Raw genomic sequence first — 15,217 nt, forward strand, 5'->3', positions numbered from 1 at the left:
GATTAGTGTTATGTTTTATTTATCAATAAACTATTGTTAAGTAGTATGATATATAAATTGCAAATATAATTACAATTATTGCAGTAAAAAACATTAGTAAAATTGACAACAATAACTTAAAATGTTATTATATCTATGAAATTAATAGACAGGAGAGAAAAATGGAAGAGTTAATTCGTAATGCAACTATTGATGATTTTAAAAGAGGGTATCTTTGGAGTAACAAAGAAGCTCAATTTGTTTGCTTAATATGTGGTGAAAATATAGGTGATAAAAATGATGGTGTAAATATACATATTGAGAAACATGGTAATCCTATTGAAAGACTATTATTGCTAGATAAGAAGTATACTGGGCTTACTGAAATTCAAAAAGAGTTTTTATCAATGGTATCAAATAAATATAGTGATAAAGAGATTTCTAGAAGGCTTTCTTGTGCAGAATCAACAGTAAGAAATATGAGATTTGCTTTAAGAGAAAGAGCAAAACAAGCAAGAGCCTTTTTAGCGGTTATGGAATTAGTGGAAGAAGATATGCCGACAGTAACACATCCTAAACTTCGAGCCTTTCCAGCTAGGGAAGGAAAAAGAAAAGAACTGTTACCCCGCTTTGCTAATCTCTTTGAGCCAAATAAAGAGTATACAGAAAAGGAAGTAAAGAAGATTATTAAGACTATTTATGAAGATGACGCAACTATACGCCGATACCTAGTAGATTATGGGTACCTAATTAGAAATAAGGATGGAAGTAAATACTTTAAGAATTGTGAGGGAAACAATATGGATAAATTAGAGAAGAAAGAACTTATTAATATATATAAACAGCAAGAAGTAGAAATGGGGATAATTCGAGTATATAATACGGAGACAGGATATTCCTTTGTGGATATATGCAGTAATTTATATAAGCCTTTTGAAGGAATAAAGTTTAGATTGAATTTAGGTAGATTTAAAGTAAAAAACCTTCAAGAAGAATGGAATAAATATGGAGAGGGAGTTTTTAATTTTGAAGTTGTAGAAAAACTTGAGAATACTGAAGGAGCTACAGAGAAAGAAAAAATGGATGACTTAAAAGAACTTTTAGAGATGTGGGTTGATAGCCAGGGAGAGAATTTGAAGTTGTATAAATAAGTGCTACGTTACAATTTAAGCAGAAAGATCTTTAAATAATGGATTTATGGTAATATATAGTTAAATTTCAAATTTTCATGTATAATAATTAATATATATTATAGTGAAAGAAGGTAATGTTTAATGTATGAATTTAAAGAAGAGTATAAAACTGGAATAGATTTTATTGATGAACAACATAAGGTTCTTTTTGAAATAGCCGATAAAACTTACAAGTTACTAAAAAATGAATTAATAACCGATAAGTATGATAAAATAGTAGCCTTAGTAGAAGAACTTCAACAATATACAAATTTTCACTTTACTGCTGAAGAAGAATATATGAAAAGTATTAATTATAAGAGAATGTTTACTCAGAAAGTTTCACATGATGGATTTATTAAGAAAATTAATGAGGTAGATTTTTCAAAAATTGACGAAAATCAGTATGAATATATAATTAGCTTACTACAGTTTTTGAATGATTGGTTAGTAGAGCATATAGTTAAAAGTGACAAGCTTATAGGAGAATAATTTTATTCTTGTGGAGAAGTAAAGGCGTTAAAGGGCTGAGTGAAGAAGTGTAGACTAATCTACATTAAGAATCTCAACTGACTTCGCTTCTCCACTAAAGTTTCCTTACCATTCTCTTCCAGGGGTCTCAGACATTAAGTTCACAGTTCCTCGTGGATAGAAAACAGAGTAATGGTCTAATAAAGGGTTAGGATTTTCCTTTGTAGGTTCAGGGAATACGAGTAATATTTTAAAATCCTTGTTTGCTACATAGCCAATGATTTCTTCGCCCTTTACTTTAACATCATAGGCAGGTTTACCGAGTACTTCTTTTACTTTAGAAAGAGGTATTTTTTTTATTTTACTATCAAAAGTTCTAACTTCAAATATTTGTGAACCTTTATTAATTCCAAAGGACATGTTATGTTTTGGATATGTGGCATAATTTCCTCTAGCTTCAGGAATCCAATTCATTTTCTCAGGTTTTCCCCATACTTTCTCAATATCTTCAATAGTAGTAGTTTTAAGAGGAAAGTCGCAGTTAATAACTTTACCTTTCTTAGCTAAGTCCATAATATTTAATAAAAGTATCTTTGTAGAATCTTCAGGTTTATTAATACTTTCAAATGTATTCTCTACATTGGTATTAGAATTGGATTCAGTAGATTTATCTGGTTGTTTAGTAGTGTTGCATCCTGTCATTAAAGCTATTAACATAACAGGTACCATAATTAATTTAATACATAAACTTTTTTTCCATAGAAACATTATAATAATCCTCCTTTAAATTTATAGTACTACTTAATTAGACGAAAGTAATTATACTTTTGTTCAATAAAAATAATTTTTCTTGCTGTGGGATTTATAGTAGCTTTTGTGGTAGGTGTAGGTGTTTTTTATTTATAAAATAAAAAGTAAAGGTATATCTAGTACCAATATATTAAAATATACGTATATATAAGTGATATAGCAGAGAACTTTAATTTAAAAACTGGAGGGATAGCTTATGATAAGGAAAGTAGTACTACTATTAAGCATTTTATTGATGTTTAGTTTAGTGGGATGTAATAAGGAGATTGCTGAAGAAAAGCTAGGGATAAGGGGAGAAATAATAGAGGTATCATTAGATGATAATGATAGGGCAACAAGAATACTAGTAGAAGGAAAGATTGATGAGGACACACAATATGATAAAGCAAGTGTCCGCATTGTAGAGAAAACTAAAATTTATGAAAAGAATACTAATGAAGAATTAGAAATAAGTATTTTAAAAAAAGGCGCAAAAGTAGAGATAATATTCGAAGGTGATGTTGCAGCATCTTATCCTGTTCAGGCTGAGGCGAAAACAATTATGGTTGCTGAGCAAGTTGATCCTATAGTAGAAAAAATAAACACAATGACTTTAGAAGAAAAGATCGGGCAAATGTTAATAGTAGGTATTGAAGGATACGAGTTAAATGATAGATCTAGAAGCCTTATAGAAAACTATAAGGTAGGAGGATTTATAATCTTTGGAGAGAACGTTAAAAATGCTGATCAGTTACTTAATTTAACTAATTCATTAAAGAAAGAGAACTTAAATAATAAGATTCCCTTGTTTCTATCTGTAGATGAAGAAGGTGGAAAGGTAACAAGGATGCCTAAGGAATTTAAGAAGTTTCCTACAAATAAAGCAATTGGGAAAATTAATGACAAGGACTTTTCTAATAAGATAGGGAAAACTATTGCTGATGAGATAAAGTCTTTAGGGTTTAATATGAACTTTGCTCCAGTTCTTGATGTTAATAGTAATCCAAAGAATCCAGTTATAGGGGATAGGTCTTTTGGATCAAACCCTGAAATAGTAAGTAACTTAGGTATTAAAACTATGAAAGGAATTCAGTCGGAAAATGTGATTCCTGTAGTTAAGCATTTCCCAGGACATGGTGATACTTCAGTAGATTCACATGTAGGACTCCCAACTGTAAATAATGACTTGCAAAGATTAGAAAGCTTTGAGTTAATACCTTTTGCTGAAGCTATAGAAAATGATGCGGATGCTATAATGATTGCTCATATACTTTTACCTAAGATTGACAAGGAAAATCCTTCTTCTATGTCAAAAACCATTATAACAGATATATTAAGAAATAATCTAAAGTTTAATGGTGTTGTTATAACTGATGATATGACAATGGGTGCAATAACTAAAAACTATAATATTAGTGAGGCTGCAATAAAGTCAGTAAAAGCTGGAAGTGACATTATATTAGTATGCCATGGTTATGATAATGAAGTAGGAGTAATTAGTGCTCTAAAAGATGCGGTATTAAAAGGAGAATTATCAGAAGAAAGAATAGATGAAAGCATTTATAGGATATTGAAATTAAAGGAGAAGTATAGTTTAAAAGATAGGACAATAAATTCTATAGATATTGATAAGATAAATAATAATATAAAGATACTTTTAAACAACTAGAAGGTATCCTGAAAGTTTATAACTTTTGGGGTACCTTTTTGTAACATTTATATTAGTTTTAACGTCTTTGTTATTGTAAATGTCTAGAGAGGAAAAGAGGAGTTGAATAAATGAGGTATATGATAAATAAGTATAAATTTTTCATAAACTTTTATAAAACAAAAAACTTTTTTAGCTTTTTTCCTGTATATATAGTATAGGATGCAAAAAAGGGGGAAACACATATGAAAAAAAGAGTGCTAGTTATAACTACAATATTAGCAGTACTATCAATTGGAACAGCTTCAGTAAGTTATGTATATGCAACAGGGAACAACTGGCAAGATGTTGTTTATCCAAAAGTTTATATAGAAGACATAGATGTAGGTGGAAAGCCTCTTGCAGAGGTAGAAAAATTAATACAAAAAGAATGTAGTGATCCATTACGTTCAAAGAAAATTGAGATTAAAGTAAATGATAAAAGCTACACATTAGATTATGATAGCATTGGAGCTGTATATAATACTGATGAGATTATAAAAGAAGCTTTTAGCTATGGTAAAAAAGGCAATTTACTTGAAAAGTACAGACTTATTAAAGGTGATGAAAAGAAAGTTTATAAGTTGAAATTTGCTTATAACACTAAGCCTATTGATAATTTAATTGATAAGATAGAAAAGGATGTTAATAAAGCTTCAAGCAATGCAAAAATATCTATAACAAGAGGGGATATAAAAATTACTCCAGAAACCACTGGAACAAAGCTTCAAAGAGAGAATTTAAAACAAGCTATTATGAAGGCTATTAGTGGTGAACTTTCTGAAGAACATGCTAAAATTGAAGCACCAGTAGAAACTACTAAGCCACAGATTACTAAAGAAAAGTTAGCTACTATTAATGCTCCTATTTCTTCTTTTAGTACGAGCTTTTCAACATCTATAGCAAACAGAATTAATAATATTGAACTTGCTACAAAAGCTATTAATGGAACTCTTCTTATGCCAGGTGAATCCTTTAGCTTTAATGAAATTGTAGGGGAACGTACAAAAGCAAGAGGATATAAAGCAGCAGGAGTTATCATAGGAGATAAGATAGAATCAGGTCTTGGAGGAGGTATCTGTCAGGTATCAAGTACCCTTTATAATACAATGTTAAAGGCTAATCTTAAAGCTGATGAAAGAAGAAATCATTCACTTCCACTAGGATATATTGGAAAGGGATTAGATGCCACTGTAGATTGGGGAAATATAGATCTTAGATTTACAAATACTCTAGACAAACCTATTTATATAGAAGGATATACAAAGGATAAAAAAGTATATTTTAATATATATGCTGATAAGTCATTAACTAAGAAAACTTATAAAATGGATACTGAAATTTCTGTAGTAGAACCAATTATTAAATATATTGATGATCCTAATAAGTTAGTAGGGGAAACAGTAGTAATTAAAAAACCTTCTAATGGGTATAGAGTAAAGGTGTATAGGAAAACTATTGAAAATGGTAAAGTAATTAATAGTGAAGTGATTTCTAATGATTACTATAGGGCTATAGGTGGAGAGATACTAAGAGGGACAAAGGTTCTGCCTAAAACTGAAACTAAAACCGAAATAAAAATTGTAACAGAATAGGGGGAGAGTTATGAATGTAGATTTAAAGCAAAAAGTAGACCTAATGGTAGAGAACTATAATGAGCTAAAAAAGCCCTTTAAGTGGGAGAATAATCTACTAAGACATTTTAGTGCTATGGTTCATGGAACTAAAAATAAAAAAGTTGATATAGAAAGACTTCAAGAAATAAAGCAATATCTTAAGGACGAAACTAGCTGGACTTCTTATTTTAGAGGTACCAATGAGTTTCTTTTAGTAAATCTTCTATGTTTTGAAGAGAATTATAAGGGATTTTTTAAATGCATAAACGATTTATATGAAAAAATGAAATCAGAGGGTTTTAAGAGAAGTATTCAGCTACCTTTAGCCTCTTATACAATTGCAAAAGAATCTTCTATGGAGGAGTGGGATTATAGAATTAAAAGAACAAAAGAATTCTATGATAGGATGAAGGAAAATCATTCTATATTAACATCAGCTGATGATTATGTTTTTGCTGCTGTTTTAGGTACTACTGGCTTAGAGGTATCAGAAACATCTGAAAAGATTGAGGAGTGCTATAGCACTTTAAATAAGGAAGGCTTTTATAAAGGAAATAATCTTCAGACCTTATCACACATATTAGCTCTTGGAGAAGAAACTGTAGAAGAAAAATGTAGTAAGGCAATGAGACTTTATAAAAAGCTAAAAGAAGTAAAGTGTAAGCTTGAGTATAGTAGCCTTGCCACCCTTGGAGTGCTTGCACTTATAACTGATGATGAAGATAAAATAGTAAGTGAGATAGAGGAAGTCGGTGACTATATATCTGTGCAGGATGGATATGGTTTTTGGAGCGTTAGCAAAGCAACAAAAGTTATGTTAGCAGCAAGTCTAGTTTCAGATTTTTATGTAGACGAGATTAAAAAAGGTGTTCTTAGAATAGCCCTTGGAAATAGCATTAATGCAATTATTATAGCTCAACAACAAGCAGCTGTAGCCACAATGGTTGCCACAAGTGCTGCGGCAAGTGCAGCTTCTAATTAGAGGCTGCCGTAAGTTTATTAGTATCGCGTAATAAAAACAAAAGCAAATGTTAAGAGGCAGCCTCTTAACATTTGCCTTTTTTTACTTATAGGTTTACCTGTGGAAGAGTTGCAAAGCCTTTTTCAAGGTCTTCATCTGTAGGGATGTAATCTGTCATAGTTCCACTGTTGTAGCTCATGTATGCAGATAGGTCAAAGTAGCCTGTCCCTGTAAGACCAAATAAAATAGTTTTCTTTTCTCCGGTTTCTTTGCATTTAAGAGCTTCATCTATAGCAACTCTTATAGCGTGAGAAGATTCAGGAGCTGGAAGAGTACCTTCGCAGCGAGCAAACATAGTAGCAGCATCAAATACCTTTGTTTGCTCTACAGCACGAGCTTCCATGTATCCATCGTGATAAAGTTTAGATATTATAGGACTCATTCCGTGATATCTAAGTCCGCCGGAATGGTTTGGTGCTGGCATAAATCCTGCACCTAATGTGTACATCTTCATTAAAGGTGTAGTTTTGCCTGTATCCCCGAAGTCAAAGGCGTATTTTCCTCTTGTTAATGATGGACAAGAAGCAGGTTCTACAGCTATGAATTGAATATTATTTTTACCTTCAATTTTATCACCCATAAATGGTGATATAAGACCTCCAAGGTTTGAACCACCACCAGCACATCCAATGATAACATCTGGCTTAATGTCATATTTATCACATGCTATCTTTGTTTCTTCTCCGATAATAGACTGATGTAATAGTACGTGATCAAGAACACTACCTAGCACGTAACGACAGTTATCAGTTTTAATTGCCACTTCCATAGCTTCAGAGATGGCACATCCTAAAGAACCCCCTGTTCCAGGATTTTCTTCTAAGATTTTTTTACCTATTTCTGTTGTAGTTGAAGGAGATGGAATAACTTTTCCACCGTAAGTTTCAATTACAGCTTTACGATATGGCTTTTGTTCTGTTGACACTTTTACCATATAAACGCTTAGTGGAATATTATAGTAAGCACATGCCATTGAAAGAGCAGTACCCCATTGACCAGCACCAGTTTCAGTAGTAAGACTTGTAAGTCCTTGCTTTTTAGCATAGTAAACCTGTGCTGCTGCTGAATTTAACTTGTGTGAGCCAGAGGTGTTTGTACCTTCAAACTTGTAGTAAATTTCTGCAGGAGTATCAAGTAGTTTTTCTAAGCAGTAAGCACGAACAAGAGGAGAAGGACGGTACATTTTATAAAAGTCACGTATTTCCTCGGGAATTTCTATATATTTATCTGTTGTGTTAAGCTCTTGATCAACGAGTTCTTTACAAAATACATGACCAAGATCCTCAGCAGTACAAGGTTCTAAGGTAGCTGGATTAATGAAGGGAGTAGGCAATTCCTTCATTACAGCTTTTAAGTTGTACCAACTTTTAGGCATCTCTTCTTCAGTTAAATAAATTTTATAAGGTGTTTTTGGCATAGTTATCATTCCTTTCAGCTTATTAGTTATTAATTTAAATTTGTATAAAAAAAAGTCTTTGTCCAAAATATAGGACAAAGACTGTAATCTCTGCGGTACCACCCAAATTGCGTAAAAAACGCCACTCATTTTATGTACTAACATACACTATCCATTTATAACGGGGGGAATTCCCGACTGGCATACACTTCCTAGAATTTCTGCCAAGTCCTCATGAGTCCATTCACAATAAGCTTATCATCGCAATCTCACCATCTGCGACTCTCTTTAGATAAGTAGATTATGCTACTACTCTCAATCAACGGTTTAAAGTTATATACTTATTATGATATTTTACAGTTATCAGAATTTATTGTCAATAGTAAAAATATATATGTAAGAGATGATGTCTTAAGATTTATTAAGCAATATAGGCTTAAAATTGTATTTATATAGTAGAATTATTTGTAATATTTTATAAGAATATATCAAAGAAACTGGATAAAGCTTCAATTATATATTATAATTAGTATTAATTAATAATTTTTATTGATAATTCAATGGATATAGAATTTATAAGATATTTAAATTGATATGCAGTTCTAAGGGGGGAATTATATGTTTTTTAAGTCGAAAAAATCGCCATGTCACGAGGCTGATGAGATTATAAATTATGTAGATAAACGTATGAAGGGGAAAATAATTAAAAGACCAGATGTTAAATATGGTATTCATGTAAAGATAAGTGACCACTTCGAAGAGCTTTTTTCAAGTCAAGAGAAGATGTCAGAATCTGCAAAGAAAATTATTGATATTGGTTCTATGATAAGTAGTTTTGATACTGAAATGAAACATGTATCTAATATGTTAATTGATTTTGCTGAGGATATGTCAGAGGTAAGTCAATCTAATTTAGCAATTGTTGAAGAAACTACTGCAAGTATGAATGGGGTTAATGAAACAACTAATGTGGCTACAGAGACACTAAATTTAGTTTCAGACTCATCTCAAGCTATTATGAAAAGTAATATTGAGGGGCTTGGGCAAATGGAAGAAATTGCAACAATTAAAGAAGATGTAGTAAATAATGCTAATATAATGAGCAGTAAGATAGATTATCTTATAGAAATGCTTAATAAAGTTACTGGTATTGTAAAAACTGTAGAATCAATAGCTTCTCAGACAAACCTTTTAGCACTTAATGCGTCTATTGAAGCAGCTAGAGCAGGAGAGTATGGGAGAGGGTTTTCTGTAGTAGCTGATGAAATAAGAAAACTTGCAGACAGTACTACACATAACCTTGATGGTATGAAATCTGTAATGTCAAATATTCATGAAGCTGCAAAAGATGGAAAGAGTAGCATGGATAGAACAATAAAAGAAACAAGTAAAATGAGTGAAAAAATCGATACAGTCAAAGACACTATACAAAAAAATGTTCATTTGTTAGGATCTACGGTTAAGGATATAGAAACACTTAATGAATCTATGAGTGGTATTAATACTTCAGTAAATGAAATTAATAGGGCCATGGAAGTATCAACTGTAGATGCAGAAAAGCTAAATAATATGTCAGAGGAGATACATAAGAATGCTATGCAAAGTGCAGAGCAGGCTGAAAAAGTTTCTCAAATAGATAAAGATCTTTCAAAAATAGTAAAAGAGATGTTAGCTAATTTAAAAAATAGTCCAAACTCTCTTACTAATGAAGAGTTTATTACGTATTTAGAAAAAGCAAAGAAATCCCATGAGGTCTGGGTAACTAATTTAAAGAAAGCTGTAGATGATATGAAGGTATACCCTATTCAATTAGATGGAAGCAAATGTGCTTTTGGGCATTTTTATTACTCTATTGACATTGAAAATCCTAAAATTTCTAATGAGTGGAAAGAAATTGATGGAATCCATTTAAATCTTCATAACTTGGGAAAAAAAGTAATGAATTCAATTAAGGAGAACAATTACGAAGGTGCTAATAGTTACTATAATCAAGCGAAGAACTTATCTGGTGATATATTTAAGCATCTGAATAGTATTATAAATAAGGTTAAAAAATTTGAAACAACTGGAGAGAGGGTATTTTCTATTATAGATAGCTCTTATGAGAGTTGTGGTGAAGGATGTAATTGCGGTTAAATTAAATAATAAAATGTTTAAGAATGTTGGGTAACTTTTACTCAGCATTTTTTTATATTTAGAAATTAATAAAAATACTGAACTTGGAGAAGTTATAAATAAAATATTTTTTATGTAAGTTATTAAAAATTATTAGAGAAGTAACTAGAGAGGAGAATAGGCTTTATGAAAAATGAAATATTAAATAAAATTTATCAAAATAAGATTATTGCAGTTACAAGAGGAATTGAAATAGACAAAATTGTAGAAACTGTTGGCGCACTACTCGAAGGAGGAATCACTTTATTTGAGGTTCCCCTTAATCAAAAATACCCAGAAAAATTAGAAGAGGGTTTAAAGAGTTTAAGGCTACTAAAAGAAGAATATAAAGATAAAATTTGTGTTGGAACAGGCACAGTTTTAACAGTGGAGCAAACAGTTTGTGCAGCTGAGGCTGGAGCTGATTATATTATATCACCAATTGTAGACGCTGAAATCATTAAGAAAACTAAAGAACTTGGGAAGATATCTGTTGCAGGTGCCTTTACCCCAACAGAAATATTTACAGCATACAATAAAGGTGCAGATATAATAAAGCTTTTCCCAGCAGGGATACTTGGAGTTGACTATATAAAAGCTGTTCTTGCACCCCTAAACCATATACCTGTTATGGCTTTTGCGGGAATCGATATAAATAGTGTTGATGAATTTATAAAAGCAGGTGCAGTTGGAGTTGGTATTGGAGGAGAACTAGTAGATAAAAAAGCTATTGATGAAGGAGAATTTACAAAGCTTACAAAATTAGCACAGCAGTATATTAAAAAGATAGGATATTAACATAATGTCGATCTAGATACTAACACCCTTTACATTATGAGGTATTAATTATGTAAATTACCTCATGATATGTACTGCTTTATGTGGTAAAATAAAACGCAAGAAAGATTCACATATTTTTAACAAATTAAAAGCTTCAAGGGGAGATGGGAAGGATATGAGTAAAGGAGTTAGATTTAGAAGCATTAGTATATTTTTTATTTTTACGTTAGTAATAGAGATGTTTGTAGGTATAAATTTTAAGGCTTCAGAGGCTGGAGCAAAAGAGGTAATCCCAAAGGTTGGAATAGTATCCCTGGATCATTCACCTTTTAAAGAAGGAGATAACAATTCATTCTTCATATCTACTAAAGAATTTAGTGGACAAGTTCAATATCAATTATTTTATACTTGTAAGACTACTATGGGGAATAACTGGGAGTTAATCAATAATAGTAGTACTATTAATGGGTGGACAAAATCTGTAGATGCAAAAGTGCCTGTAGAATTTGATATCAGTGGACTTAATTTAAAATCAGATTCTTATAGATTTGCTATAAGAGTAAGAAGGGTAGGGGTAAAAGGGAAGTATAGTAATCAATATGGAGACTATGATTCTGCTTATCCTTTTAATTTAAATGTGGTTAAAAATGCAGATATAGATTTAAGTGGAGATATGTTACTTGATAAAACGCTATATTCTCAAAATGAAAGCATTAAGATAGAGGGAGTAAAAGGTACTTCTGATAATGCAAAGTATAAGCTACATATTTATGATGTTAATAATAATAAGTGGATGACTAATCTTACTGAATATAATAACAGCATTAATTATGATATTAATTATTTACCAGCAGGATATTATATTCTAGATATATGGGGAAAAAGTGAAGGGTCAAATAAAGTATATGATGGATGGAAGCTAAAAACTATGGAGGTAAAAAAGGATGAGATTCCAGAGATAGGAATAGTTTCTTTAGACCATACTCCTTTTATAGAAGGAGATAAAAATGAGTTTTATATAACTTCTAAGGATTATAATGGACAAGTTCAGTATCAATTATTTTATACAAATAAAGCAACAATGGGAACTCAGTGGAAGGTTATTAATAATGAAGATACTGTAGATGGATGGACAAAGGCAGTAGATTCAAAAGAACCTATTACTTTTGATATTAGTGGACTAAACTTAAAGGCAGAGGCTTATAGATTTGCCATAAGAGTAAGAAGGGTAGGAGTAAAAGGAAGGTATAATAATCAATATGGAGATTATGACTGTGCTTACCCCTTCAATTTAAATGTAGTAAAAAGTGGAACTGTAAAATTAAATGGAGATATGTTAATAGATAAAACTAATTATGCAAAAAATGATAATTTAGTTATTAATGGAGTTAAAGATGCAGCTTCAAATGTACAGTATAAGCTTCATTTATATGATGTAAAAAATAATAAGTGGTTAACAGAGTTAACAGGCTATAGTAGTAAGATTGATTATGATCTAAGTAATATTCCAGAGGGAGTTTATATAGTAGATATCTGGGGTAAAAACTCTAATTCATCAAGCAAGTATGAGGGGTGGAAGCTTAAGACAATCAATATAGGGTCTGAGGTTAAAACTATCACAAATGTTGATAATATAACTACGGAAGCTTTTAGAGGAAATAGCTATACCTTACCGAAGACTCTTTTAGCTACCTTTGAGGATGGCACAAAAGCAAATAAGACAGTTATATGGAACAATGTAGCAGATACAAGCAAAGCTGGAGTATATAATTTTGAAGGAACAGTAAAGGGATATGATAAGAAGGTTCAGCTTAATCTAACTGTAAAAGAAGGTAGAGGGAATACTTCTGGAAATATCATAAATTTAGGTATGGTTGCTGAGAAAGATGGATGGATTTACTATATAAATAATTATGATGAGGGCAAACTTTATAAGGCAAAGCCAGACGGAAGTTATCCTACTAAGATAAGTGAAGATTCCCCTATTTATATTAATATAGTTGGAGAATGGTTATATTATTGTAATCTATCCGATGAAGGTAAATTATATAAAATGAAACTAGATGGTTCCAGTAGAACAAAAATAAGTAATGATTTTGCAGAACAGATTACAGTAAATGGAGACTGGATATATTATTCAAGTGCTTTAGAGGATTATAAATTATATAAGATAAAAACTGATGGGACAGGAAGAACAAAACTTAATAATGATATTTCATTAAATCTTAATTTAGAAAATGGATATATATACTACACTAATATGTCAGATAATAATAATATATATAAAATAAAAGTTGATGGTACAGGGAGAGTAAAGGTTAATAATGATATCTCAGGGTTTATAAATGTAGTCGGTGATTGGATTTACTACTCTAATTTATCGGATAGTTATAAGATATATAAGATAAATATTAATGGAACAGGCAGAGTTAAAGTAAGTAATGAGTCAGCTATGTATATTAATGTGCAAAATGGATGGATTTATTATTCTAAATTAAATGAACAAGGACTTTTGTCCAGAATGAAAGTAGATGGTACAAATAATAGAATTATTAATGTGTATGGAGCAGACTTTATTAGCGTTATAAATGATCATGTATATTATTGCGTAGAAGAGAATGAACTACAGATTTTCAAGGTTAAAATTACTGGAGAAGACAATGAAGGATTTGGTTTAGGAATTAAAGATCCTTATTACAGAGAAGTTAGATTAGAAAAAGGAGACTATTATAGTTTACCAAATCCAGTAGAAGTTAAAATGATAGATGGATCAAATAAGTTTTTTGATGTAACTTGGAATAAAACTTATGTAGACACAAGTAAAGCTGGAGTATATGAATATGTAGGAACTGTTAAAGGTCACTATGAGAAAGCATTGATTAAGGTTAATGTTATAGAAGCTATGGGATTTGAAATTGAAGCAGAAACAGAAACTATCTCTAAAGTTAGACCAAAGGGAAGTAATCTTACTTTACCTTATTTTGGATATAAAGTATATAGCGATGGTTCTAAAAAAAGTGTACCAATAACATGGAATCCTTCAATACCTAATACAAGCCAAGTTGGAGAATTTACCTATGAAGGTTCTATTCCTAACTACAATAAAAAAGTAAAATTAAATTTGTCAGTTGTAAATAGTGATAATGTAGTTACTGGGGAAATTGTTTATGAAGATAATGAATGGATTTACTTTAAAGATGAATGTGATAAATATAAACTGTATAAGATTAGAAAGGATGGCACAGAAAAAACAAAAGTTATAGACACAGATGTTTATGTACAGATAATTAAAGAAGGATGGATATATTATCTAGATAGTAGTAAGCTATATAAAATCAAGACAGATGGTACTAATAAGGTTCAAATGGTAAATGAAAATATAGAAAATTTAAAGGTAATAGAGGAATATATATATCATGTAAACTACTCTACAAAAACCTTAAGCAGAATAAATATGTATAGCAATCAATATCAAAAACTAACTAATGATAAAATTCAGTATTTCTTTACGGTAGATAAAGATTGGATTTATTATTCAAATGGAAGTGATGGTAGTAAACTCTATAAAATAAAAATGGATGGCACAAATAGAACGAAATTAAATGATCAAATGACATATGAAATAAATATAATAGATAGTTATATTTATTATTCAACAAGAGACAGTAAAAATATAGGTAGTTTCTTTAAGATAAAGACAGATGGTTCAGATAAGCAAGCGCTTTCTTCAAATAGTCTAGCATCACAGCTTAAGGTAATTGGTGAATGGATTTATTTTGTGGAAAATACTGATCCAGGAAGTCATGCTTCACCTGTGAGTAAGAGTAGAATAAGTAAGCTAAAGATAGGTACGTCTCAAATTATACCTGTAACAAGTATTATAGATAATCAAGTAACTATTATGGATATAAAAGATAATTGGATTACTTATTATAATTATTCAGATGGCTATGAAAAGATTTATAAAATTAAGATTGATGGTACAGAGAATACTAAGATAGTTTCGTTGAATGGCTTTATGTATATAAGAGATGGATGGGTATACTATAGAAATTACCAGGATGACGGTCTTATTTACAAAATGAGGCTTGATGCTACTGAAAACCAGATAGTAGCATAAAAACATATAAAAACGTAGGATATTCAATTATC

The 15,217-nt window shown here is 30.7% G+C and carries 10 protein-coding genes and 1 other annotated feature; of the genes, 8 read left to right on the forward strand and 2 right to left on the reverse strand.

Annotation, left to right across the window (positions count from 1 at the left end):
• Positions 1-161 precede the first annotated feature (161 nt).
• Together ACX0KU_RS09305 and ACX0KU_RS09310 are read left to right on the forward strand one after the other, a co-directional pair.
• A complete protein-coding gene (locus ACX0KU_RS09305) occupies positions 162-1,130 on the forward strand; it encodes a DUF2087 domain-containing protein (protein WP_472989578.1) in 969 nt (322 codons plus the stop codon).
• Positions 1,131-1,253: 123 nt separating this feature from the next.
• Positions 1,254-1,643 carry a bacteriohemerythrin gene (locus ACX0KU_RS09310; RefSeq protein WP_472989580.1) on the forward strand — a complete coding sequence of 130 codons (390 nt, stop codon included), beginning with the start codon at positions 1,254-1,256 and terminating at the stop codon, positions 1,641-1,643.
• A 105-nt stretch (positions 1,644-1,748) separates the two neighbouring features.
• Here ACX0KU_RS09310 and ACX0KU_RS09315 read toward each other — a convergent pair whose 3' ends face one another.
• The gene (locus ACX0KU_RS09315; protein ID WP_472989582.1) at positions 1,749-2,390 is read right to left on the reverse strand and encodes a YjgB family protein; all 642 of its coding nucleotides are present in this window, start codon (positions 2,388-2,390) and stop codon (positions 1,749-1,751) included.
• Positions 2,391-2,628: 238 nt separating this feature from the next.
• On the opposite strand from ACX0KU_RS09315, the gene nagZ reads away from it, so the two are divergent.
• From nagZ to ACX0KU_RS09330, 3 genes are all read left to right on the forward strand, one after another.
• On the forward strand, positions 2,629-4,080 hold the full coding sequence (nagZ, locus tag ACX0KU_RS09320) for a beta-N-acetylhexosaminidase (protein WP_472989583.1): 1,452 nt from the start codon (positions 2,629-2,631) through the stop codon (positions 4,078-4,080).
• 224 nt (positions 4,081-4,304) lie between these two features.
• A complete protein-coding gene (locus tag ACX0KU_RS09325; protein ID WP_472989584.1) occupies positions 4,305-5,693 on the forward strand; it encodes a VanW family protein in 1,389 nt (462 codons plus the stop codon).
• A gap of 10 nt (positions 5,694-5,703) precedes the next feature.
• A complete protein-coding gene (locus ACX0KU_RS09330) occupies positions 5,704-6,696 on the forward strand; it encodes a DUF4003 domain-containing protein (RefSeq protein WP_472989585.1) in 993 nt (330 codons plus the stop codon).
• An 85-nt stretch (positions 6,697-6,781) separates the two neighbouring features.
• Here the strand turns inward: ACX0KU_RS09330 and ACX0KU_RS09335 are convergent, their stop codons facing one another.
• Positions 6,782-8,152, reverse strand: coding sequence for a TrpB-like pyridoxal phosphate-dependent enzyme (locus ACX0KU_RS09335; protein ID WP_472989586.1), 1,371 nt, complete (start codon positions 8,150-8,152; stop codon positions 6,782-6,784).
• Between the two features lie 67 nt (positions 8,153-8,219).
• Positions 8,220-8,463, reverse strand: a binding site (T-box leader).
• 286 nt (positions 8,464-8,749) lie between these two features.
• On the opposite strand from ACX0KU_RS09335, the gene ACX0KU_RS09340 reads away from it, so the two are divergent.
• The 3 genes from ACX0KU_RS09340 to ACX0KU_RS09350 all read left to right on the forward strand — a co-directional run bounded on the left by ACX0KU_RS09340 (position 8,750) and on the right by ACX0KU_RS09350 (position 15,185).
• Entirely contained in the window at positions 8,750-10,267 is a 1,518-nt protein-coding gene (locus tag ACX0KU_RS09340) for a methyl-accepting chemotaxis protein (RefSeq protein ID WP_472989588.1), read from the forward strand.
• Positions 10,268-10,432: 165 nt separating this feature from the next.
• Positions 10,433-11,083, forward strand: a complete 651-nt coding sequence (locus tag ACX0KU_RS09345) for a bifunctional 4-hydroxy-2-oxoglutarate aldolase/2-dehydro-3-deoxy-phosphogluconate aldolase (RefSeq protein ID WP_472989589.1) — start codon at positions 10,433-10,435, stop codon at positions 11,081-11,083.
• Between the two features lie 157 nt (positions 11,084-11,240).
• The gene (locus ACX0KU_RS09350) at positions 11,241-15,185 is read left to right on the forward strand and encodes a DUF5050 domain-containing protein (protein WP_472989591.1); all 3,945 of its coding nucleotides are present in this window, start codon (positions 11,241-11,243) and stop codon (positions 15,183-15,185) included.
• Positions 15,186-15,217 lie beyond the last annotated feature (32 nt).

The organism is Clostridium sp. X, assembly GCF_055755365.1.